Origin of the sequence: Cyclobacterium qasimii M12-11B, from assembly GCF_000427295.1 — a bacterium.
In the GTDB taxonomy this organism is placed as follows: Bacteria; Bacteroidota; Bacteroidia; order Cytophagales; family Cyclobacteriaceae; genus Cyclobacterium; species Cyclobacterium qasimii.
Genome location: NZ_ATNM01000036.1, coordinates 94857 through 119884, shown reverse-complemented (window position 1 = coordinate 119884; position 25028 = coordinate 94857). Strand labels below are relative to the sequence as shown.

General features: G+C 41.9%; 16 protein-coding genes. 9 read left to right on the top strand and 7 right to left on the bottom strand.

The genetic code is table 11. The annotated features are described in order from the left end of the window. Positions 1 to 247 (top strand): hypothetical protein (locus tag ADICYQ_RS27350; protein ID WP_040414442.1); only part of this gene is annotated, 247 nt, incomplete at its 5' end. A 450-nt stretch (positions 248 to 697) separates the two neighbouring features. Continuing rightward, entirely contained in the window at positions 698 to 1018 is a 321-nt protein-coding gene (locus tag ADICYQ_RS04250; RefSeq protein WP_020890530.1) for a hypothetical protein, read from the top strand. A gap of 212 nt (positions 1019 to 1230) precedes the next feature. Here ADICYQ_RS04250 and ADICYQ_RS04245 read toward each other — a convergent pair whose 3' ends face one another. Next, a complete protein-coding gene (locus tag ADICYQ_RS04245) occupies positions 1231 to 1413 on the bottom strand; it encodes a hypothetical protein (RefSeq protein ID WP_040414424.1) in 183 nt (60 codons plus the stop codon). A gap of 437 nt (positions 1414 to 1850) precedes the next feature. On the opposite strand from ADICYQ_RS04245, the gene ADICYQ_RS25750 reads away from it, so the two are divergent. The 4 genes from ADICYQ_RS25750 (at position 1851) to ADICYQ_RS04230 (ending at position 3964) form a co-directional block, all read left to right on the top strand. After that, positions 1851 to 2570 carry an energy transducer TonB gene (locus ADICYQ_RS25750; protein ID WP_020890527.1) on the top strand — a complete coding sequence of 240 codons (720 nt, stop codon included), beginning with the start codon at positions 1851 to 1853 and terminating at the stop codon, positions 2568 to 2570. Between the two features lie 862 nt (positions 2571 to 3432). Next, positions 3433 to 3594 (top strand): hypothetical protein, encoded by a 162-nt coding sequence (locus tag ADICYQ_RS27345; RefSeq protein ID WP_161625574.1) that lies wholly within the window; start codon positions 3433 to 3435, stop codon positions 3592 to 3594. Next, positions 3588 to 3680, top strand: coding sequence for an addiction module protein (locus tag ADICYQ_RS30060; protein ID WP_152520456.1), 93 nt, complete (start codon positions 3588 to 3590; stop codon positions 3678 to 3680). The genes ADICYQ_RS27345 and ADICYQ_RS30060 overlap by 7 nt, the downstream gene beginning before the upstream one ends. Next, entirely contained in the window at positions 3677 to 3964 is a 288-nt protein-coding gene (locus ADICYQ_RS04230; protein WP_020890525.1) for a type II toxin-antitoxin system RelE/ParE family toxin, read from the top strand. The genes ADICYQ_RS30060 and ADICYQ_RS04230 overlap by 4 nt, the downstream gene beginning before the upstream one ends. A gap of 674 nt (positions 3965 to 4638) precedes the next feature. Here the strand turns inward: ADICYQ_RS04230 and ADICYQ_RS04225 are convergent. Continuing rightward, entirely contained in the window at positions 4639 to 5445 is an 807-nt protein-coding gene (locus ADICYQ_RS04225; protein WP_020890524.1) for a sulfite exporter TauE/SafE family protein, read from the bottom strand. 392 nt (positions 5446 to 5837) lie between these two features. Here ADICYQ_RS04225 and ADICYQ_RS04220 point away from each other — a divergent pair, with 392 nt between their 5' ends. Beyond that, a complete protein-coding gene (locus tag ADICYQ_RS04220) occupies positions 5838 to 6290 on the top strand; it encodes a (2Fe-2S)-binding protein (RefSeq protein WP_020890523.1) in 453 nt (150 codons plus the stop codon). 26 nt (positions 6291 to 6316) lie between these two features. Continuing rightward, positions 6317 to 8599 (top strand): xanthine dehydrogenase family protein molybdopterin-binding subunit, encoded by a 2283-nt coding sequence (locus ADICYQ_RS04215; RefSeq protein ID WP_020890522.1) that lies wholly within the window; start codon positions 6317 to 6319, stop codon positions 8597 to 8599. A gap of 177 nt (positions 8600 to 8776) precedes the next feature. On the opposite strand, the gene ADICYQ_RS04210 is transcribed toward ADICYQ_RS04215, so the two are convergent. From ADICYQ_RS04210 to ADICYQ_RS29250, 3 genes are all read right to left on the bottom strand, one after another. Next, positions 8777 to 9721 carry a PorP/SprF family type IX secretion system membrane protein gene (locus ADICYQ_RS04210; RefSeq protein ID WP_020890521.1) on the bottom strand — a complete coding sequence of 315 codons (945 nt, stop codon included), beginning with the start codon at positions 9719 to 9721 and terminating at the stop codon, positions 8777 to 8779. Between the two features lie 7 nt (positions 9722 to 9728). Beyond that, positions 9729 to 12623, bottom strand: a complete 2895-nt coding sequence (locus ADICYQ_RS28180; protein ID WP_438830474.1) for an InlB B-repeat-containing protein — start codon at positions 12621 to 12623, stop codon at positions 9729 to 9731. Positions 12624 to 13509: 886 nt separating this feature from the next. Then, positions 13510 to 22755 (bottom strand): CARDB domain-containing protein, encoded by a 9246-nt coding sequence (locus ADICYQ_RS29250; protein WP_020890519.1) that lies wholly within the window; start codon positions 22753 to 22755, stop codon positions 13510 to 13512. A 91-nt stretch (positions 22756 to 22846) separates the two neighbouring features. Between ADICYQ_RS29250 and ADICYQ_RS27340 the strand changes: the two genes are divergently transcribed. Then, positions 22847 to 22999 (top strand): hypothetical protein, encoded by a 153-nt coding sequence (locus tag ADICYQ_RS27340; RefSeq protein WP_020890518.1) that lies wholly within the window; start codon positions 22847 to 22849, stop codon positions 22997 to 22999. A 426-nt stretch (positions 23000 to 23425) separates the two neighbouring features. Here ADICYQ_RS27340 and ADICYQ_RS25745 read toward each other — a convergent pair whose 3' ends face one another. Together ADICYQ_RS25745 and ADICYQ_RS04185 are read right to left on the bottom strand one after the other, a co-directional pair. Beyond that, the gene (locus tag ADICYQ_RS25745; protein ID WP_146947998.1) at positions 23426 to 24121 is read right to left on the bottom strand and encodes a hypothetical protein; all 696 of its coding nucleotides are present in this window, start codon (positions 24119 to 24121) and stop codon (positions 23426 to 23428) included. Positions 24122 to 24247: 126 nt separating this feature from the next. Further along, positions 24248 to 24883, bottom strand: a complete 636-nt coding sequence (locus ADICYQ_RS04185; protein WP_020890516.1) for a hypothetical protein — start codon at positions 24881 to 24883, stop codon at positions 24248 to 24250. Positions 24884 to 25028 lie beyond the last annotated feature (145 nt).

The window sequence follows — 25028 nt, the reverse complement described above, 5'->3', positions numbered from 1 at the left end:
AGAGAAAGATTTAAAAGCTGGAAACAAAATTAAAGTATCAGTTCAAAAATTATCAGGTAGGGATAAAATACATTATTATTTTAAAATATTAGATATTGAAAAGCGCCAACCTATTGTAGATTTGGAAAATATTGGGCCTGAAAAAGACGTTATTAATCAACTATTAGTTAAATTGTATGACACTGTATCAGGAGAAAATGATCTCGTAAATGGTATTTTTTCAGAAATTTTAAAAAATAAGAATTAAATTAATTATTTATCGATTTCTTGCCTGGGTGTAGTTTCCACTACACCCAATTATTACTAACCACCTTTGAAGTCGTGAACCTTTTTATGCCATTTGCAATGGCATACTAAAGGACTCCTTAGGAAACGAAAGTTTAAAGTTTTGAGCACTATATGGCTAAGGCTCAAAAATGGCATCCAAACTGATTATACCTTTGTACGTTAATTGTTCAGTATTCATTTACAATCCCTATGGAGATAAACTATTTTTAATTGTGGAAATGGCTTATCAAATCAGCCATCAGGAAATCCCGATTTTTTTTAACACTCCAAGTGGTGGAATAGGCGGATGTGTTTTCGAGAAAGGGTTACTGGGGGCTTGATCCAGACCTGTTTATTTCTACAAATCGACTGGGCAAAAGACCACTTTCCCGCTTCTAGAATTTCGGTTAATAGTTAAGCAATAGTAAATATGGAATCACAAAAATTATCATTCTTGTTAGTTTTCATTTTAATTTCTAGCTTTTCGGTTTTTCCTCAAAAATATATCAAAAAGAATGTGACAATTTCTCTAAATGTTGAAGGGGAAGGAGAAATAGATATATGTGAGGACATTAAGCTCGAGATATTCCATTCTGATGGCAGGGGCGAGGAAATGATATTTCAGGATTGCAAAGGAAAAGCTCCCCAATTAAAAGGGGAAGAGCCAGTAGAGGTTAGGTTTTCTGGGGGCAATTACCAGATGAGATTCCCAAAGGTGCCTCCAGGTTGGATTTCCTATAAAAGGGAATAAATTGGAAATTTAGGATTGTGTATCCCCCAATACCTGATACAATCGTGATAAACAAAGAATGCCTTTTACACGTGGAATATTTTACTTTTGATATCCATAAAGGTCAAGCTTTAGAAGTAATCAACCCAATTTACAAATAAGGAAATACCAGTCACCTACCTTTAATTTGCAATTACTCCTTCCTATTCATCGCAATTAATTTTAGAAAGGCATTAGTAATGGTCTGCTATTACCCTGTTCTCAGAGGGGAGGCCTACCGGCGGCTGAGCGGAGTCGAAGCCAAAGGTTAACGTATCCGAAATACCTACCCCTTCGGCTCCGCTCAGGGTCCGGTAATCCAAAATCCAACCTGCTCTCATTTGCAACGCCACCTTCCTATCAATTTTAATAATCATCAGTAAAATCAGATTTAGTAAGGGTTTACTATAAACCTGTTGGCTATGGGTAATCTACCGGTGGCTGAGCGGAGCCGAAGCCTTAGGTGAATGCATCCGAAATACCTACCTCTTCGGCCCCTCTAAGGATCCGGTAATCCATCTCAATAGACTTTAAAAATCTCTTCAAACGGCTCTATCAAGTCATTAATCCATTTAGTTACGCACGAAATAATCCTATCAGGTTTGTTCATCCTAATTCCATGTATCCGTGTTGGATAACTATCAAGAATCCTATTGTCATTAATAATTTGGTATACACTAATTTGTCTTTAATAAAGTTGGTTTTTAGGTATAATTTAGTATTTTTATATTGTTTATCTATTAAAGCATAAATTAAGTACATGATATGTTTTTTAATTAGATCGTTTATATTTTCCGTTTTTACCTTGGGTCTGGTGTTGACACTCGATGCCCAGGCCCAGGAATTTAGCTATTTAAACAGGTTTCTGTTTCCTATTTCAGATACCACAAAATACCAGGCAAAATATTATCAGCAATCTTTTGAAAACCAAGACAGCCTGGTGGCAGGGATTTATACCCTGGACCACAGTATTTATAGTAAGAAAACTGTTTGTTTTGATGAGGAAAAGGAAGAAACCCTGAGCAAAACATTTTTATATGATTCATTGGGCAACGTAAAATCTTATAGGGAAAAGGATTTTGTTTTAGCATATGAATTTGAAATTGGTTTTTATCCCAATGGTATTGTGAAATCAAGGAGGGTATCCAAGTCAGGGGAAGAAGAAAAAGTCGAATTTTTTGATGAGAAGGGAAATCCTACAGCTCCTCCAGCTGCTCTTGAAGGAGTTATGCCTACCCCATACGGAGGGATGGTGGGTTGGAATAATTATTTGGCTGAGAATTTGGAATTTCCTCTGAAAGCCTTGTACAGGCGAAAGGGTGGTACGGTCTACATTTACTTTTGGTTGGATAAAGAGGGGAACATCGTAAATCCAGAAATTATGAATCCAGAACAAGTCTATCCCTCCCTGGCCGAAGAAGCCCTACGGGTAGTTAGGGATTACCCCCATCAATGGACACCTGCCCAAAAGGACGGTGAAAACATTTCAATTGCTATGCGCACGCCCATAAGATTTGAGACGCCAAAACGTTAAAAATGGGTTAAAAGGGTAAGAGACGAATATTGCGATATAATTCATCCACTAGGTGTAATATCCACTACATCCTAGTATTTCTTACCTCATTTGAAGTCATGCTCCTTTTATTACCATTTGTATTGGCATCCCAAGGTACTTCTTAGGAAACAAAATTTTAAAATTTTGACCACTATAAGGCTAAGCCTCGAAAATAGCACCCAAACTTATCAAGGCTTTGTCCATTAAACGATCAGTAACCAGTTGTAATCCCTGCGGAGATAAACTATTTTTAGTTGTGGGGACGGCTTATCATATGAGCAATATAGGAATGCCGTATTTTTTAATACTCCAAGTGGTAGGCTGGCAGATGTGTTTTCGAAAAAAGATTTCAGGGATTTTATCTTAGAAAAATTAACTTAATGCAGCAATCGAGCATGAGGAGATTGTCCCATGGAGGGATGAATATCCACTATTTCGAGCTTTCGAAAAGTTTATCAACATTAATCTGCTCAAAAAGATAGTTGAAAGGTCTGAGGATTATTTATACGCTAGAGCTGAAATTTACGCTGGATTAAAAGGTTTGATTGAAGTGGATTATTTGTGATTCCTAGAAGTCCGGACATCAAAGAACTGGACAGCGACCTAATCAACTCTTTACGAAGGAAATACCCCACGTATAAAAATTTATTCCGTGTCAGAAGCTTACCCATCGGCCTTCGGATCGGGCAAAGGAATATTATTGATTGGAGTACATGGTTAGCCACAACAGTTATACCAGCACTGAACACTTCAAAAGAGTAAGCATATTAGACCAGAGAAAGTCGCTGGATCAATATCATTCATTAAAATGAACCTAAAAATATTAAATAATCGTTATTTTGTGGAAAAGGAAATAATCATGGGAGGAGCACAAATCAGAGAATTACTACATGAATACATTAATAAAGCGGATGATCGCTTCATTAACTTAATGTATGCCATGGTACAGGCAGACATGAAAGAAGATGATTATGAGTTAAGTGCTATACATAAAAAATATTAGATGAAAGAATAGCAGCACATAAGGCTAATCCATCATCAGGGTCAAGCTGGGAGGAAGTAAAAGCCCGTATTAAAAGCCAGCTATGAATTATACTCGTATTGTTAAGCCAGAAGCTGAGCTTGACATTTTAAGGTCTGCACAATGGTACGAGAGAAAGCAGCAAGATTTAGGATTACGATTTTTAGATGAAGTTGAAGAAAAACTGGATTTGATCACTAGTAACCCACTTCATTATCAGGTTAGGTACAACACTATCCGATTTTCTCTGATAAAGCATTTTCCGTATGCTATTCATTTTATTGTAGAAGATAAGAATGTAGTTGTTTTAGCCGTATTAGGCACTCGGGAAGATCCTGATAAATGGCAATAGTTCATCCTACTGGGTCGCTCCGACTGGGTGAAGTATTCACTACCCCCAAAACCTCCTTTGAAGCCGTGAACCTTTTCATACCATTTGCAAATCCAGCAGACCGGCGACTGAGCGTACCCGAAATACCTTCCCCTTCAGCTCCGCTCAGGGTCCGGTGGTCTATCGCAATGAATTAAGAAAAAGCATCTTAAAACCACGATATCAAGCCTTTACTGTCTTAGGTTTGAATTTGAGGAAAACAAGTCGGGCCAGTAATAGCCAGGGGAAACCATGCATAATAAAATCTCCCCAATCAATTAATTGCATGCCATTGGCACCTCCTGCTATCCATTTGATTTTGCCCCATATATGTGGCTCAGGAAAAAAAAGGTGCCAACCCCAACCATGCGCACATGATCAGTACCAAAGTCCAATTATTAATGGGATTCTTAGCTGTGTTAAATTCTTTATTGACCATTTGATTGTATTTCGTTTTTAAAGTCCTAATAATTTAAATATTAACCTAAATCCATCAGTGCGTTTTTTCATGATTACAACTGATTAAGATTTATGGATATTGAGGAGTAATCCTGCTTTACTCATTGGTAGACAAGCTGCCATTTTAACTTACATGCGCATAATTTAACATTATACTTGTCTTTTACTTGTAGCAAACCGGACATACATAATCCGGATTAGAGTGAAGATAGCTCTTTACCTATAATATAAATTCCGATTATAAGTACAAACCATCCAAAGCCTACTTTCAAGGTTTTTTCATTGATCCGATTCGATAGTGAACTTCCAATAAAGATCCCTACTGTAGATAATCCTGTAAAAATTAGAAGCATTTGCCAGTCAATAGCTTGACTACTTAAATCACCTAAGAAACCAATCAGAGATTTTGCAGCAATAATCAATAACGAAGTTCCAACAGCCATTTTCATGGGAAGTCTCGCCAAAAGAACCAGGGCTGGAATAATTAGAAAGCCACCACCAGCACCTACAATACCGGTTATTAAACCTACCACTAATCCTTCCAAAGCAATTAGTGGGATGTTGAATTTAACCTTAGAATTCTCTTCTGCCTCTTTTTTTCCATTACCTTTTATCATGGAATAGGAGGCTGCAAGCATGATTAAAGCAAAGAAAATCATGATGCCAATATTTTTGGAAACCAGCCAGTCTCCCATTTCAAATAGGGGGTCAGGTAACGCAGGAACGAGAAATTTCCTGGTCAAGAATACGGTAATAAATGATGGTATTGCAAAAACTAAAGCAGTCTTATAATCTACCAAATGCTTTTTCATAAATGCAAAGGAGCCAACCAAAGACGTGCTTCCCACCACAAACAAGGAATAAGCTGTAGCCAAAACTGGCTCAACCCCAAGAATATAAACCAGCACAGGAACGGTGAGGATAGAACCTCCACCACCTACAAGACCAAGACTTACGCCTATTATAACTGCAGACGCAAAACCTATCAGAACGATATAATCCATTTTTAATATTTTTAAAATTTGTATTTACAAAAGTAGATTGGCTAATCCTTTAAAGGGGTGACAATTGTTACAATAAGAGATTCTTAGTACCAAAAAATGTTATTCTTAAAAGAGTTTTGGATCTGGTATAAAGTCAATATATAAAAGGCAAATCCGCTTATTTACACGGAGGTTCCTGGGGAAAAAGAGTGAAGTGAAAAGTCCGTAATGCCCTCTTTGTATATAAATTGGCTTAATCGCTAGCGATAAATGGTTAGCCTAACAGGCGAGCAACTCGTTAAACAGTTTTAATTCAATAACTTATCGTATTTAAGTATAAAAAACATATTATATGCTATAAAATTCTGATATAATCCATATATTATATTTTAATCACATGCACCAGTTCGATTATGGCAAATTATACACTTACAATTAACGGGAGCCAACACCAGGTAGAAGCCTCGGAAGACATGCCGCTCCTTTGGGTGATCCGGGACCTCCTGGACATGAAAGGAACGAAGTTTGGCTGTGGGCAAGGGCTATGCGGTGCCTGTACGGTATTGCTTGGCGATACGGCTTTAAGGTCCTGTAGCTTGCGCGTTTCAGAGGTAGGTGAACAAGGGATCACTACCATCGAAGGCTTGTCTCAAAATGGAGATCATCCCCTTCAAAAGGCCTGGACGGCGCATATTGTTCCCCAGTGTGGCTATTGTCAGGCCGGGCAGATCATGAATGCAGCAGGATTACTGAAAAGGAATCCCAGCCCTTCTGAGGATGAAATTGAAAATGCCATGGCGGGTAACCTTTGTCGATGTGGCACTTATAACCGCATCAAAGAAGCCATCCTTACCGCATCTACCTAATCTTTCCGCATTAATCCCTTTCCGCTATGATTCCTTCATTTCCATTTCTGAAGAAAAAATCCGTTAAAAATACCAGCAAGGTTTTCCTTCCTTCCAGAAGAGGGTTCCTCAAGATGGGCTCGCTCGCAGGAGGAGGGCTACTGCTTGGGGTAAGTTTCCAATGTACCAGCTCTAAGGGTCAGGAAGAAAACTTTGCACCAAACGTATACCTGAGCATAAGTCCAGAGAATACCGTGACGATCATCGCGCATCGTTCTGAAATGGGTCAGGGCATCCGAACTTCCCTGCCCATGATAGTGGCCGACGAAATGGGAGCCGATTGGACACAGGTCAAGATCGTTCAGGCTGAAGGAGATGAGGCTAAATATGGGAATCAAAATACAGATGGCTCCTTTTCGGTACGTATGTTTTATGAACCGATGAGAAAGGCTGGAGCTACTGCCAGACATTTGTTGATCAAGGCGGCCTCCCAGGAATGGGGAGTGGAAGCATCCACCTGTACGGCGGAGAATGGGAATGTTTCTCATGCCGAAAGCGGTAAAACGCTAAGCTTCGGAGAGTTGGCTCATGCTGCACAGCAGCTTCCATTGCCAGACCAAGACAGTCTCGAATTAAAAGATTTTTCCGCCTATAAGCTAGTAGGTAAAGACACGCCCATTATTGATTTGAAGGATTTTGTGACAGGCAAAGCTGTTTTTGGTGCCGACGTTAACTTGCCAGGCATGAAAATAGCCGTCATCCAACGTACTCCTGTGGTAGGAGCTACCCTTACTTCCTACAAAGCGGAAGCGGCTTTGGCCGTGCCAGGGGTACAGCAAGTGGTGAAGATAAACGGATCCGGCAATCCTCCCGGGCTGACAAAACCTTTGGAGGGTCTGGCTGTCATTGCGGACCATACCTGGGCAGCGATTAAGGGCCGAGAAGCATTGGACATCACCTGGGACCTGGGGGATAACGCGGCCTACGATTCCAAGGTCCAATTGGAAAGCATGAAGCAAAGTACCCTTGAGGAGGGAATGGTACGTAGGGAAAAGGGTGATTTTAACCAAGCGAAACAAGGTGCATCCCAGGTGATTGAACGCACCTATGAAGCGCCATTTTATGCCCATGGCACCATAGAACCTCCCGCTGCCATTGCCCGGTTTACCGATGGGAAAATGGAAGTTTGGGCGCCTACGCAACATCCTCAGTGGGCCAGAGATACCGTGGCTGAGGTCTGCGGACTATCAGTTGAAAATGTCCGGGTCAATGTTACTTTGCTCGGTGGTGGATTTGGGCGGAAGTCGAAGCCCGATTATGTGGTGGAAGCAGCCCTCCTTGCACTGGAGACAGGCATACCTATCAGGGTTCAATGGACTCGTGAAGACGATTTGCACCATGATTATTTCCATTCCCACAGTGTACAGCGCATACGTGCTACCCTCGATGCAAGCAAAAAATTAACAGGCTGGAATCACCATACCGTCTTTCCGGCAATAGGGGCCACTTCTGATGCCAACGAACTCCATCCTTCAGATGGTGAACTTGGCCTTGGTTGTATTGATTACCCTTACGAAGTTCCGAATATCCGTATTGAAACCCATCCATCCAAAGCGCATACCCGGATCGGGTGGATGCGTTCGGTAAGTAATATACACCATGCCTTCGCTACTTGTGCTATGATGGACGAGATTGCGGAGACCATAGGCAAGGATCCGGTACAATTTTCCCTCGACATGTTGGCAGATGATAAGCACCTGGATTTTGCGGGAGAGATCAAAGGGGACTTTGGCAATTATGGTGAAAGCCTGGAGGATTTTCCCTGGGAAACAGCCCGATTAAAGCATGTCATTAAAAAAGTAGCCCAGGAGTCCGGATGGGGCAAGCCTTTACCGGAAGGAAGGGTCATGGGGTTTGCGGTGCACAAAAGCTTTTTGACTTACGTGGCCTGCGTGGTTGAATTGGAACGGGATGATGCAGGGAAAATCACCATTCCACTGGTCCATTATGCTGTGGATTGCGGCATTGCGGTGAATACAGATCGGATACGTTCGCAGTTTGAAGGAGGGGCTATTTTTGGCACAAGTATCGCAAATACCTCCGCCATTACCCTGAAAGATGGGATGGTAGAGCAAAACAACTTTGACAGCTACCAACTGGTACGCATGCCCCAATCTCCCAAAAAGATCAATGTTCACATTATCGAAAGCAGCATAAAACCAACAGGAATAGGGGAACCCCCAGTACCACCTTTGGCTCCGGCATTGGCCAATGCTTATTATAAGCTAAGTGGTAAACGGGTCTACGCTTTGCCATTTTCCTTAGAATAATGAAGCTTGGAAGCACGATAAAGGAGAAGAAATTGCCTACTTAAAAATACGATAAAATCAAATAGTACAGGCCTTCCAGATAAAGTTGAAACTTTGCCTGGAAGGCTCTTTATACCAATTCACCTTCGTTTAATTGCAATTTATACTATTGAACAAAATGCGCTTTTTAAATGCTTACTACCAAATTTTGTTGTTTGTACTTTGACCAAATAACTTTACCATCACCATAAATTCATGGGTATTGCCTAAAAATTGACGACTCGAATTGGTGGGGTATTCATAGACATATCCCAAGCGGATAATTCCACCGAGATAACCTACATGAAGTGAATTGGCATAATTGAACCGGTGTCCTGCACCTATCCAAAAGGTATCTAGCATCAAAGCTTTCAGGTTTAATTCTGTGTTGTCAGCAAAACCTTCCTGCTTCCGGTAGAAAAAATTTCCAATGCCTGTAATGCTTTCGCCAAACGAATACCTGTATCCCGCCTGTACCATCATAGATACCGGATTGCCATCCATGAATTGATCGCCTTTGGTCAATCTTCCACCGTTGACATTGTGCATGCCATAGGAGAGGTAATAGTTTTCATGGGTAAGCGCAAGCCCTAGGTTAAAATCAAGGAGTTGCATATTGCCATAACTTCCTAGATATTGACCAATTGCCAGGTCCTGAGACTGTTCTGTTGTGAGTGCATTGCCATCTAACCTTACAGCGAGGTAATTGAATCCCGCCCCAAGCCTTAAGTTGTGCCGGTCAGATATTCTTACTCGGCTTGCATAAGCAACAATCAGTTCCGTTTCCTGAAAAGCCCCATAGGTATCCTGTAGCATATTAAGGCTCATTGCATTTTTACCCATCAGGGCCGGGTCTTCCAATCCACCTAATTCCCCAAAGTCGAGTTCCAGACTGAGGAATTTGGTTTTAGGGGCTCCTTCCACACCACTCCATTGATTCCTTACAAAACCCCTAACCGCACTCCCTTCATATCCTGTTAGGCCAGGGTTATAATAACTCTGAAACTGGGTAAATTGAGAGATGTATTTCCTGCTTTGCCCAAAAGTCTCTGTTAGTAAGCAGCAGCTGAGCAATATCCCTATTACAATGCATCTATTTTTCATATCCAAGTTATCTTATGATTAGATTGATGGTGCCTGACCTCATTTCTTTGGGGTCTTTGGTCGCAATAACGTAGATGTATGTTCCTGCAGGTAAATTGTTGCCCTCAAAGGTTCCATCCCATCTAGCCTTCGGGTCTGTGGTCATAAAGACTATTCGGCCTGCCCGATCTACCACGTTAATGGTTACCTCATCAAATTCGAAGAGGTCTGGTATCCCCCAGGTATCATTCGCCCCATCACCATTTGGCGAGAAGGTGTTGAAAACCTCTATATCGTCTAGTTTGGGTAAGAGTAAGCTCATTGTGAACGTTTTGATTAAGATATTTCCTGCCCTATCCGTACTGCTCACTTCAATGGTGAAATCTTTTTGCCCCGGGATCTTTTTGCTACTGTCCCAACGTAGTTCATTTCCAGAGATTAGGAATAAACCGTTGTCAGGTCCATTATTTGTAATTTCGTACTGATGGATATCATCAGCAGAATCAATAGTGGACAAATCTCCAATGGGAATGTTCGGATCCCTGTCCCGATTGGTGATGTTCAATAAGATATCCTGAGGTTGTGGTTTGTCACCAATTAAAACCATCAGGCTGGCCTCAACCTGTTCAGGGTTAGTGATGTCATCCGTTAAGGTTAGTGTTCCGGTAAGGCTGTAAACTCCCGCTACAATTGGCTCATAACTCGATTCCTGCCAGTCCACATTCAAACGTATCATCTCCCCATTATTCAGGGTCACTTGCACATCGTTTGGAAGTGGAAGTGCATCAAAAGCTGTATTCCAGGTGACCTCGATCAAATCAAGTGAAGCTACAGTAGCAATCCGCAAGGCTTCCACAGTGATGGTAAAGTCAGCTGTGGTGATGTTTCCACTTAGATCCTCTGCCGTAAGGGTTATGGTATGGCTTTGATCAGAAACCAGGGTGCTACCGGCTACCGGACTTTGTGTAAACGAAACTGTCTCACAATTGTCTTCTGTGATAGAGGCACTGATAAAATCAGGTAACACATAGCCTGAAGAGGCTCCCGCATAGACCATTTGACTTTCAGGAACATTCAAAATAACTGGAGGGATCTCATCCATAACTTTGACAGTGGCTGGCACAACAGTTTCATTTCCTGCACCATCCCTGACCGTGAGAAATACTTCATTTTCTCCTAAGTCAGTACAGTCAAATGAGGTTTTGTTTACTGAAATGGAGGCAATGCTGCAATTGTCAGTTGATCCCCCATCAACCAGAGTAGCATTAAGGGTCACAAGGCCGTTGGCATCAAGGAATAGCGTAGCACTTTTGGCTATTGCTTCCGGAGGAACATTGTCTTTAACCGTTATGGTAAACTGTTGGGCTGTTTCATTTCCAGTTGCATCTTTAGCTGTCAGCATTATTTGCTGCTCACCGAGATCGGAACAAGTAAATTTGGTCTTATTCAGGACAATGCTTTCTATCCCACAATTGTCGGTGGAACCATCATCAACCATTTCCTCAGATAAATTTCCATTTCCATCGGCACCAAGGTTGACTACAATATTTGCTTTGACTTTGACCAGGGGTGCTTCCTTATCCTCTACAAGGATAGAGAGGGTCTGCACAGCCGTTTTACCTCTTTTGTCTTTGACAGTTACCTGATAGTTTCCTGCTTCCAATGCAGCGAGCGTTTCAGAATCAGAGGCAATTGGTGCCCCATCTTTAAGCCAGGAATATTCATAGGGTGCGATTCCTCCAGTCACCTTGGCCTGGAGGGTGCCATCGGCCGCATCCTGACAACTAAGTGATGTTCCTTCCAGCCCGACTTGCAACATCTCCACAAAGGTAGCTTTCAGATTTTTTGCTTCATCTATGGTCAGGATGATGGAGGCCTCTGTGGATTCAGAATCACCTTCCCAAGCCACAAAATCCCATCCTTCTGCCGCAATTGCTGTTAAGGTAACTTTTTCACCTGATTCAAATTGATTGCCTTCAGGCTCCATGGATATTGTTCCGTTCCCGTCTGTTGTAATGTTAAGTGCAAATACTGGCAAATCACCCTCGATGAATACCGCTTTGATGGACTTGTTGCTGTTCATCAGCAGGTTGAGGCCTGCTTCGGTACTGCTGATATCGCCTTCCCACCTTAAAAAGGTCCACCCTTCTGCTGGAATTGCTTCTATTTGTATTTCCTCAGATTCGTTGAAAACCGTACCACCTTGCAGGACATGGATTTGACCTTGTCCCGAAACAGCTTGCTGAAGGGTGAATATTTTTGAAATATTGCTAACCTCTTCTGGCGTCGTGAAGCAGATAACATCTTCCTCGCTAACTCGAATACTGTTATTGACATTGTCTTTGACCACGGCAGCAAGGCAGTAATTTTTGCCCGGGGAACCGCGGAAAACAAATTTTTCACCCACGGCATTGTCCAGGCTTTGCAAAATATATGGCCCTCCATCTTCGGAAACAAAAACATCAAAACCTTTGACTCCACTGCCTCCGAGATCATCTACCGCTTCCACCGTAAAGCTCATCAACGAATCAAATTCAACCAGAACATCTTTTACTTCCAATAAAGTAGGTGCTACTGCATCCACAGTATTGAAGACTTCATTGGTGAAAATAGGAGCATTGTTGTCAAAAAAGATATTGGCTATTGCTTTAATGCTATCACCGGTTACCGTTTCCCTACCTGCTTTGATGGAATAAGAAACAAAACCTTCGCCTATTGCCGTGGAATCATTTACTGGGAGGAATCCTGCCAAGGCGTCGAAAGGAGGGAGTCCTGTTTTCGAATCTACAGACTGTAAAGCCCAGAACAATTCATTGTTCACAGGATCAAGACCGAAAGTTACATTGATATCCACGCCGATTTCAGCCGCTGTATTTAGCTTGGCGGTATAATTTGTCAATCCAGCAGGAACCTCGAAGGTCATGTTATGGAATCCAAAAGCGTTCAGTCGGAAACTTGCAGGATCAAAATTCGGATCCAATTTTTGCCTCACCACTACACGCTGCGCAGGTGCTGTGGCGAAAACCGGATCATTTTCGAAGAATATCGTAAACGGCAGTTCTTCTTCTTTAGCAACAAAGCGTTCATCTCCAGATCCTACAGGTCCTAATATTTCATTAGGGTCACAGGAGGAAACTACAGGCTTGCAAAGTAATTTTTCCCCAAGACATAAACCTGCATCAATTCCAGCTCCAATTGGGGATCCACCTGCGAGGTTGGCACCAATACTACCAATGCACAATGCTGCTTTATCTCCCTCTTTTGTTGGGGGAGCATTTGGTACGAGGGCATCATACACCGAGAAAGCGCAGGATGTTAATCCAATGGTACAAGTAATTGCTCCAAATCCACACCCAACTACAGTGGCACAAGCTACTGCTCCAACACCACAGCCTACAGCTGCCGCTCCACATCCTATTCCTGTAAATAAGTGACCACAAGAGGGTGAACTAAAGAAATCACTTGACGCACCGCCGGAGCCACCTCCAGCAGAACAGCCACTAGGTGATGGGGCACCACTTCCACCGCCTCCGCTACCACCGGATCCACCGCTGCCACTGCCGCCTGGTGCTCCCCCTGGAGGGGGAGGATTATCAGGGTCAGTATGACAAGGAGTACCTTTTGGAGTGCCGGAAACTCCATTTTCACAATTACCAGCACTACCTGCACCGCCATTGCCACCGTCGCCATCTCCATCTCCATCATCGCCACAACCTTCTGGGTAGGGACATTTTCCCGGAGGATCATCAGGGTTTCCTGGATCATCCGGAGTACAGTCTTCCCCAACGGGACAATTGCCTGAAGGACTATCAGCGCCTCTTCCTCCGCCTCCAGGGCCTCCAACGCCTCCTTTTCCTCCTGCACCAGGTGAAATACCCAGGAGCGCCGGGGCCTCCTTGTCCTCCCGGAGAACCATCTTCTCCCCAACCACCAGGAGCGCCAGGAACACCCTGTTCACCAGGTCCTGGGACATAAGCTTTAAAACATAAAGAGATGGTAAACGCATCCAATTGCTGGACGCTGAAAGTTCCATTATAAATAAAATTATAGGCTAAAAATCCACTCAGATCAATATCAAATTTATCCGGATCAAAGCCTGTAATCCCATTGCTTGCTACTACGATGGTCCAACACTTGTCCACTGCCGGATACCAACCTGCCAGATAACCTGGGTAATTGTTGTAATCCGTACTGTTTACTTTTATGGTAAATGGTGCTTCTTTTGTCGCTGTGATAGTTAAGGTTTTGGCGACTTTAACTAAATCCCAACCAGGGTCATCTCCGGCACTGCCTGCGTATTTATTGACCTGCCAATCATATGTGCCTCCTGATCCAAAAGTAGCCTGATCCAAAAATAAACTACCAACTACATCCTCCTCTGGGTTAAAATTTTCATCTTGAGGGATTAGGGTACAATTTATACAGCCCAGATCAAACCCTACCGTATCTTTAGCCGATAAAACGCCAAATTCTATATAGTTCTGGATCATTGCATGCCTAAATCCTATTTTGTCGGCAACTAAGGCCCTGTCCTCATAAAACATTTCAGGAGTACTTAGGGCCAGTTGCCTGGTAGTCTCTATTTTATCCATGAGGGTGAATATCATTGCAGCAGGTGAGATCCCCATGGTTTGAACTTTCATTGGGAAGGTATCGCCTGTGAAATTTCCCAACAAGAAACTTGCTGATAATTCCTCCCCAGGTTTTATATCCCTTCCAAATAATGGAACAGCCAGCATCCCGTTAATTATACCGTAATCAGCATTATCGGCTAAACGACCCAATGGATCCAGGGTTGAATTGGTCCTAAGGCCACCTTGGGTTTTCAACTCGTAAATAACAATGTCTTCCTGCATGGTAACCTGGGCATTCAAAATGGGAACATCTACATTCCCTTCATTTTTGAAGACGACATTGTAAAATGCTGTTTTCCCCCTTCGGACCACATCAGGGGCCAAAATAGTATAGCTCAATCCTGAATATCCAGTACTAGGTTCGACTTCAAGACCCTTTTCCAAAATAACAATGGATCCATCTGGGTTTTCGACTTGTACATCGTAGGTGCCAAAGTCCACGTCTGACAATTTCCATCCCAACTTGCCACTCATGCTATTGCTGAGGTCCACATTTGTTGCACTGATGATTTTATTTCCACCTTTTAGCAGTGAAACCTCCATTCCGGATTTAAATCCTGCGCCTGTGATGGCAGTCGTAACCGTTCCATTACCAACTTTTTCGGGACTAGAAGATAAAATACTGAACGGCAAAGCACGAGCAAGCAATTGGATGTTTTGGGTAAGTGGAATATCAGTCTTGACCAGTATATAATAGGTGCCTGCTTGGGTCTCAGGAATAAGCACCCGCTGTTTCGTTAAGTTTTTATTGATCCCATTGTATTCAAATTCATTGGGTGTAGGTACCTTTCCGAAGGAAACAAAAACATCATTTGAACCGACAGTCCTGCTTGAACTTAGGTCTATTACCAGGTCCAGGTTTGCCGCTACATTTACCTTATAATACAACCAGGACCCTGAAATCAAAGTATTGGAAGTGGCTTCCTCAAGTGGAAGTGTTCTGACATCCAGGTTCAGCTGTTTTTCCGAAACCAGTAAGTTATTTTCGAAATCTACTTCATTTATGGAGGTCAAAACATTGGTCCTGCCTATTCCAAAATAATTACCTGGATTAAGATTGAGAATTGAGCCTTTGATATCAAATGTTCGGCTTTGTCCAGGCAAGAGGGTTACATCTGATTCCTGATTGCCTATCAAAGGATCCATTGCTCCGTTAAACTGTTGATCAACGGATACATAGTAACCATTGTAAAGACTACCCAATGCGGGTTTATCTCCGATATTCGTCACTTCAATCTCAGCGGAAGTTTCCTCACCGAGGAATGCAGATTCCTGAATAGAAATAGCACTGACCGTCAAGTCTGTAGGGTCCGAAAGATTGATCAGGATTAGTTGGCTGCCCTCATTGTTGGCTTCTCCTCCATTAAATCCTTCAAATATTTTATTCTGATAATCGGCTTTGGTTATCAGGTAATAATTTCCGGAAAAATTGTTTGGTACCATTACTAAGGTACTGTCTCTATAGGTCTCCCCAACTCCCAGCACTTTTGAAACGTTTTTATATCCAATATTCTGAGCACCTTTTTCCAAGACAGGGGAAGTACTTAAAAAGAATCCATCATTCCACTCAAACCTGGTTGGACCATCACCGTTATTTTGAATGGCGTATTTGATATAAAAACGCTCTCCGGAAATGACCGTAGCAGGCGCCTGCAATTCTGTTATAATTAGATCAGGGGCAGGGGTTACCGTAATGTTTATCTTCTTTAAGGCAATATTATTGGCCTTGTTAGCGTCTTCGGCAATTTTTTCACTATAGTCCACCCATAAGTAAACAAAATATTCTCCTGAAATCTCCTCTGGAATTTTGACTGACCTACCAGTTTCATAGTTTTCACCAGCTCCTAATTTAGACCTGAAAAAATTGCTTAGGTATATATCATCAGAAGTAAGGATGGAGTCTTTTGTCAAATATACCCTGCTGGAAAATGAGGTTTTAATTTCATCCGGACCTATATTTTGCACCTTAAAGCTGAGGTTTAGCAAGTCTCCTGAACCAACATTGTTGGAATTCAATATAAATTCCTGAATGGAAAGATCAACTACCTTGACTTTATTTTCTAATTCCTGGGTTAAAATAACAGGGGATTTGACGCCTAATGTTTGACTACTTACCCTGTTATTGGTTTCATCAATTTCAAAAACCTTGTCCAATACATCTGTGAAAACATGGAAATAAATGGTATCAGGAGTGTTGTTAGGTAAAGATACAAGAGAAGTTATTTCTGTCGCCTGTCCGGCTGGAAGGCTGTCTCTTTGCAACACGTTACTCAGATTTCTGTAGGGACTCTGTGCGGGATCAGGACTGGTTGACCAATAGATTCTGTCTGTAAATCCGGCTGCTGCCTTATTTCCATTATTGACTATTCGCCACTTTATAGGAAAGGAAATACCCCTGTAAACTGTATCAGGAAGGGTGATGGAGACAGGGGACAATTCAGCCCTTTTTCCTGTAATCAGGTTTACAGGATTTTCACTTCTTCTTATATTATTCTGTTTTGATTGGAATTCAAAAACTTTTTCCTCTGAGTCTATGACAATGAAAACGTAATAATTTCCGGCCAGGCGTTCGGGAATCAAAACCTCCGCTTCTACCGAATAACTGTCGCCATTTTCAAGTGGCAGCAGCAGGTTATTACCTAACCCATTGCTACTAAATGGCGTTTTAAATGTTTTTTTGAATAGCGAAACTGATGTGTTTTTATCGAATTCTGGTTCTTCGGAAACAAATACCTCATCCACCCAGGAGTTGACATTGGGTGGATTGGCTCCCAGGTTTTGTACGGTCCAGGAAAGGTTCATTGAAGTACCTGAAACATGTTGGGCAGGCACCTCAAGCTCGGTGAAAGCCAAATCACTCGGCGGGGTAAGAATGACATTGATCGGATCACTTCTACGGATATTGTTGACGTAATCGTTTTCAAACATTCCAGAAAAATTAGAAACAATGTAAAGGTAGTACGTCCCAAAAACATTGTCCGGCAGTTTCAGCTCCTGCTGTTGGGTGTATTTTGAGTTGACCGGAAGGTTACCCCCAGCAATACAGCCGAATCCATTGTTTTCTTCGGCTAAAAACACCGAATATTCCTGAAGTTTGGTGGCTTTACTGACATTGAATTCAGGCTCTTTGGAAAGATAGATAGCATCTCTCCAATAATATTCAATCCTGCAGGACTCTGCAAGGGTAATATTTGTCGGGGCTAAAGCCACGCTAGCTGCTCCTCCTGATGTTCCACCTGCATTTCCTGAAGAATAACTAAATAGTCCACTGTCTCGCTTAAATCTCCAAAACAGTCCTTTGGCATCTCTTTCACCAATATTCTCCACTTCGTAAATCACGCTGATGGAATCTCCTGAAAATGCATCAGTGGTCACACCAATTGTATTGACTGCCAAGTCAGACAAGGGTGGAATTCCTATGGATATAGTCGGGAACACCAGGTTATTCTGTTCGTCACTTTCTGTAACAGTCTGGGAATGTGGTTTTCGGTCATTGGAACAAACACCGTTTTCTATCCTACAATATCCATCCTCGTTATCTGTGGTAATAAACAGATAATAAACGCCCTTCAAGTTAACGGGAACCCTGACTTCTTGGGTCATTGTGTAAGATTCTCCTTGCATCAAAGAGGAGGGGTTGTCAAAATCTCCAAGAAGGATGTCATCGGCTTTTCGAAGATCAAGATCCGCAGACAACCAAATATGATCTTTCCAGCGAATATTATTGGTGTTTCCTAAGCCAATGTTTTTTACTTCCCAGGTAACTGTTATACTATTTCCAGCAACAACTGTTTCCGGAGCAGTATAGGATTGTATGGTAAGGTCAGGTAGTCCTGCAGCAAAGAAACTTTGTACGGGTCCTTCGGTTACAAAGCAATTGTTTTTAGCATGAACTTGCCACAAATAGGATTTCCCCTTGTCAAGATTGGGAACAGCATAGTTGATTTTCTGAATATCCTTTGCCAAAGCTTGAGTAGGTTTTTCGGTACCCTCTTCCCAAACGAATACATCAAATACGGTAGAATATTCCCCTGGCGTCCATGAAAGGGAAATTGGCTGTGGAAGATTCAGAGAACCATTGGCAGGCAACATCTGGGTTACGGGTTGGGGAGCGCTTGCAGGAATTACCTTAACTTCCAATGTGTCTGAAAAGACACAATCAGCTCCATATTTACCACTTACCCAGTATTTGGTATCTGTGGTCGGGTTGATGTTAATGCTTCCACCGGACTGGCCTGAAGACCAAACAATTTCTCTTAAACCTTGGACGGATAAGGTCAATGTCTCACCTGTACAAATGGTGCTTAAGCCTGAAACTTCTAAACTCGGAAGAACGCCCAATTCGAAGTCAAAGGTTTCAGATCTGATTTCACATCCATTCTCATTTAGATAAAGAGAGGTATATAATCCGGATTGATTGACCTTCAATGTAGTAGATTCCCCCAGATCATAAATTTCAGCGTCCACATCCAATATCCACCTGACAGGGGTTTCAAGTTGGGTTTTCAATACAACCCCTCCTTCACAAGAGTCAGGATCAGGATCTGAGGAGATTATGGGCAATTCACTTTTATCCTCGACAATAACCCAAACCTTTTTTTCAACTTTACAGCCCTTTTCTGTGGTGATCATTACGGTATATTCGGTACTTGAAACTGGAGCCACATCAATCAGATTGGTGGTAGCGCCTGTATTCCACAGGTAAGAAATCCCTCCTGCAGCCTGTAATAAAACAGACGCTCCCTTACAGATGTTGGCATCAGGAGATAGGGTGACATTGGTTTCAGGAGCCTTGTTGACGGTGATGGTTTGGCTGTCGTTATTGTTGTTAACATCCCCTTCTAAAATAATATAGGCTTGTATTTCATGATTTTCCCCTACAGACAAATCCGCTTTGGTCTGGAAACTGTAGGTCAATTTTCCATTTCCTGCAATGGTATTATTACCCGGATTATTTTCGATGACTGGATCGCCCCCATTTATAGTATAGGCAAGCTGAAATGCACCTACGGGAGAGGAACTGTAATTTGTGATTTCTACAACAATGGTTTCCTGATCACCAAAATCACAACTGGAAACGGGGGAAATGATTTGGGAGACCCCAATGTCTGCGGTGGTTTTGGAGGATTGGGATGAGGTATAGGAAGGAGACAAATAGAGCTCACCCTGTTCCGTGAAGGCATATTCATAAAAAGCAAGGTGGTAGGTTATTCCTGCTTCCAGCCCTTCTAAGATGAAGTTTTCCCCAAAATCATTGAAGACTACAAAATTGCCGGATCCGATTTGGTCCCCTTGACCAAAGATACTGTTTGCTCCATAGGTGGTAAAATCCGCTGGTCCGGCATTGACAGCCCCCCCCGCTCTGGCGAGTGCCAGCCGGCGGGTTCCATTTCCTTTATCAAAATCAACTTCAAAAGAGTTAAAATTAATGTTAGCGTAGGAGGCGTTGGAAGCCTGAATTGTCGGTCTTTCTCCAAAAGTTTCCAATGCAAATTGATAGCCTGGATTTAAGTATAACTTTGCCGAACTTCCATTGAATTCATATAGGGAAAAATAGTAATTGGTGCTTGGTTCAAGATTGGTCACATTCACGTTGTTTCCTGAACCGGAATAAAGCACATAATTACCAGTTCCGATTTGCCTGGAACCAAAAGAGGATGAACTTTGGTAAGTTGTGAGATCAATGGGTGTTGTATTGACGGGTCCTTCTTTTCTACCTATCAGGATACGGTTGGCGCCATCACCTCTTGTCCAGGATATATTGATGGAGGTATTGCTTCGGCTACTGGTAAATGCATTATTGGATTGAACAGAAGGAGCACTTAAGGTCTCCTTATTCGCCGCCATATATGGATCCTTTAAATAATAGGTCTCTTCCCCGGTGCCGTTGTATTCAAAAACAGCAATATGATATTCAGTTGACGGTTCCAATCCATATAGCCAGGAGCCATTGGATGTTCCTTCATAGATCACAAATTCTCCGGGAGACACCTCTGTACCTGAACCAAAAGTCGTGGATCCGGTATAGACCTGTTTATCTTCAGGTAAAAAGGTAACAGGACTACCTTTCTTTGCAATGACAACTCTTCTTGCGCCATTTCCTTTCGTGAAGGAGTAGTAAAAACGATCCCCATCCAGGTTGGCATTGTTTACTGAAAAATTAGAGGAGGGAATGGTTGGTGCAGCACCGGTGGTCTGGGAGGATTTTGTACCCGGTTTTAAATATTGTCTACCCGTACTGCTTCCAGTATATTCAAAGATCTCAAAATGATAAGTATTATTCGGACTCAGACCGGTGAGGGTTGTGGAGGTTCCGCCACCTGAATATTGCACAAAATTGCCGTTCCCTAAGTTACTGCCATTTGTAAAAGAGCCTGATCCTCCGCTATAATTTTTTAAATCAGATGGGGACTCATCCACAGCGGCATTGGTTTTCCCTACCAAGATTCTTCCTGAACCATTTCCATTGGTCCAACTTACGGTCATGGAATTCCCGGTAATATTGCTGAAGGTTAAATCACTTGCCTGTAAGGAAGGAGGGGAGAGCGTGGTCCATTCTCCGGACAAATAAGGGGCCTTCAGGTAAAAGGTTTCTTCACCTGTTCCATTGTATTCATAAACAGCCAAATGATAGGTACTGGAGGGATCCAAACCATAAAGCCAACTACCATTAGAAGTGCCGTTATAAACTACAAATTCATTTTCAGTTACTTCCTCCCCTTGTCCAAAGTCGGTTGAAGGGGTGTACGTTTTTCCGTCTACAGGTTTAAAAGTCACCGGACTTCCCTTTTTGGCAAAGATGACCCGTCTGGCACCGTTTCCATTGCTAAATGAGTAATAGAATCGGTCCCCATCCACATTTGCATTGTTAACCGAAAAAGTAGAGGCAGGAAGAGTAGGAGCAGAAACCGTCTTTTCTGAAGCAATAGTTCCGGGTTTAAGGTATTGTCTTCCCGTACCGCTTCCAGTAAATTCAAAAATCTCAAAATGATAGGTTTTATCAGGGCTTAATCCGGTAAGCGTAGTAGAATTACCAGCACCAGAATATTGTACATAGTTGCCATTTCCCAGATTGCTCCCATTTGTGAACGAACCGCTTCCACCCGAATAATTGACAAAATCAGCAGGGGATGCATTTACAGCTTCACCTTCTTTACCAATCAAAATACGGCCTGAACCATTTCCATTGGTCCAGCTTACAGTCATAGAATTACCGGTAATATTGCTAAAAGTCAGGTTTTTTGCCTGGGAATTTGGAGGGGAAAGTGTAGCCCACTGTCCCGTTAAAAAAGGATCTCTCAAATAATAAGTCTCAGTACCTGTGCCATTGAATTCAAAAATAGCCAAATGGTAGTTAGTAGATGGCTCAAGGTTGTAAACCCAGCTGCCATTGGAAGTACCGCTGTAAATCACAAATTCCCCCGGCGTTATCTCCGAGCCGGAACCAAAATCAGTGTTGGAGGTATAGGATTCTCCATCCACCGGCTTGGAAGTTACAGGGCTGCCTTTTTTTGCGACCACTATTCTTCTTGCACCATTTCCATTTGTGAAGGAATAATAAAACTTGTCCCCATCTACATTGGCGTTGTTTACTGAGAAGTTTGAAGCAGCAACAGAAGGGAAAGAGGAAGTTATTTGGGAACCTGTTGAACCGGGTTTAAGGTATACCTTTCCACTGCTGCCCTTATATTCAAAAATTGCAAAATGATATGTACTGCTCGGGTCAAGGCCATTTATAGAAGTACTGGAACCTGAACCGGAATATTGAACAAAATTCCCATTACCTAAATTGGTCCCATTCGTGAAAGAACCAGAACCGCCACTATAATTTATCAAATCCTGAGGTTCGACATCCACAGGACCATCAGCTTTTCCTATGATTACCCTTCCGTATCCATTGCCATTGTCCCAAGCGATCGACATTCCTGAGCCTGTCACATTACCAAAAACAAGAGCGCTAGCCTGAACGGTAGGAGCTGTCAAAGTAGAAGCACTTCCTTCTAAAAATTGGTCTTTGAGGTATTCTGTTGTGAAATTCGATCCATTGTATTCGAATATTTTTAAATGATAGGTGATGGAATGATTTAGACCATAGACCCAGCCTTGGTTGCTAGTTCCATTGTAAACTACGAATTGACCCGGTGAAATCTCATTTCCAAGGCCAAAATCCCCAGTCAGATAATCAGCCCCATCTGTAGGGACAGCTGTTACCGGACTTGTACTCGCCACAATAATCCTTCTAGCGCCATTTCCTTTTGTGAAACTTACATAGAATCGGTCCCCATCAATATTGGAAATAGTGAGGTTTGTGGAGGGAGCAGAAGGTGCTTGCCCAAAAGATGAAAAACTCACAGCAATGAAAACGATTGTGAAAAACAGGCGTTTTATTGCTTGGGTGAAGCTTAGGTAATTAGTGCTCATAAATACTACGTAGTAAATGAATGATCATATCAATTAGTAGGTTCTCCAAATGGAAATGAACGGACCCCGTGCAAAAATGATATTTCAAAAAATGACTAAGTATAAAGCATGTAACAATGTATATCACTGCTGTAACAATAGGGCAGAAAACAGCATTAAATGGACTTTTAATGAAAATAGTGCCACCTACAATCCATTTTATGGGCAGGATCCGGACGGCCAAGTCCAGTTAAAAGGGATCTGAATTTTGCTTATTTTGTATATGAACCCAAATCTGGGTTTAACACCGATAACAAAATCAATGGATAAAGTTAAACCTGCTATCTTAGAATAAATAAAAGTTAAACCATTTCAAGTCTTACTATGGAAAATGTTAGGGGATGGATAAGTATTGATCTAGTAGTTTAGCTCTAATAAAACAAAAAAATAGTAAGCAGGTAGTTGTAATCCTTAGATGTGAAATCCGGAAAAAAGCCTGCCCGGCAATACGGAAAAGCCAGGAAAAGCAGTAGCTAAGGTTTAGTTAAATAGTTGCCTTAAAAAATCATTTACCCCTTATCACAGAAAATACGCCTTCGCTTTATGTGATAATAAATGCGCCAAGTCTAAAAGACCTTTCACCAGTGATGGGGAAAGGTCTTTTGATATTAGAGAAATGGGCTCTTCCGAATTAATAATAGCGACCTATCCACAGCATTTTGGAGGAGTCTTCTAAGTTGCCTATAGTGACTTTGGACGGAAATGAAGCTCTGATAGCTGGGTCTGTTTCATATACTTCCTCTATGGTATATTCCACCCAATTGAAGCCTTTTTTCAATTGAAGGTTAAACGTGTATTCTGTTTCAACTTGTTCATCATCGGTCGCATAGACACTGCTGTTGCAGGTCGTATTTACCTCCATATCTTGTGTTACATATATTATTTCATAAAAAGATCCCTTTATGGCATCGTTATAGCCGGAGTCTTCCAGCCAGGGTATGAGGTTTTCATCGGAAACCAAATAGGCGGTACCGGTCCATTCCCCATTGTTGGTCAACCTTACATAATCTTGCCTTGCGGCCGGATTGTCAGAATTCACTCCAAAAGCCTCAATATCTGAACAGTTGAAGAAGAAATTGGAATACAGTTCGCTCATGTAGATGGACAAATTCTCTTCTGGAATATTATCTAAGCTGACATTTTCAAGGCTTGCAGTAAAATGCCCCTTTGCATCAGCAGTACCTATAGAAATCGGATTATCCATTCCAAATAGCATAAGAACCATGTCCATCTCGGTTTTTTCATGATTTTTGATCACCCCTGTGATTTCTTGCGCATTTGCCCAAAAGAATGAACACATCAGGAATAGGGTTAAAGTTGACTTCATTTTGGCTAAATTTTTATGGTGTGTTTATAAATCTTCTGACAGATACAAATATATTCCATAGGTTGACAAATGGATGAAAAGCTTGTATCAAAGAATAGCAAGCATGTAACATTTTGAGGGAAAACGTTATTTAAGGCCATTTAAATCTAGCTTATCTGCAAAATCCCACAAGTCCGCGTGCCGTAACTGCTCGCCTTTAATTGATATCAGAAATCTACCTGCGTGAATAAATTCAAGTTCCGCTACCTCATCCATTCTGTTTTCAGCTTCCCATACTCGCTGACATTTCCTTTCAAGAATTCTTGAAAATCCATATGGCTTAACCTCCTCAAAATCCAGGTTCAGTTTTTGAATATTTCCCAACAAAAGAACAGAGGCAACTGGTCCTGCCCCATCCATAATATCAATAATAATTGTCTTTGAGCTTTCAGACCAGTGCTGATAGGTAGCCTGAATGGCACTGATATTTACCGGTTCTTTATGGCCGGTTAGGGTTTGTATTTTCAAATATTCCCCTACTTTATCAGGCAGTAATTTTATCAATGTACTTTTAGAAGTGGGTATAAGACTTTTGAGCGCTAAAACAGGAGGTAGATCGGGGTGCTTTTTAGTGTTTTGGATGTTGGGTGAGGATGGGGGATTCACTGAAGGAATAGGTTTGGTATTCTTTTTTTGACAGGAAATTCCCAAGATTATAAAGCTAGCGATTAGAAATACGCGCCTTGTACCTGTATTCAAAAACCACTTTTGGAAGTTAGACATTCAGGTTTAAGATTGATTGAATAAAAACTATCAATAGCCTTCATTTGATAGTCAAAATTAATCAATGGTAAATTTTGAAGCTGTAACAATTGTATCAAAAAATGTAAGCCATGTAACATCTGTAGTAAATTTAAATTCATTCTCT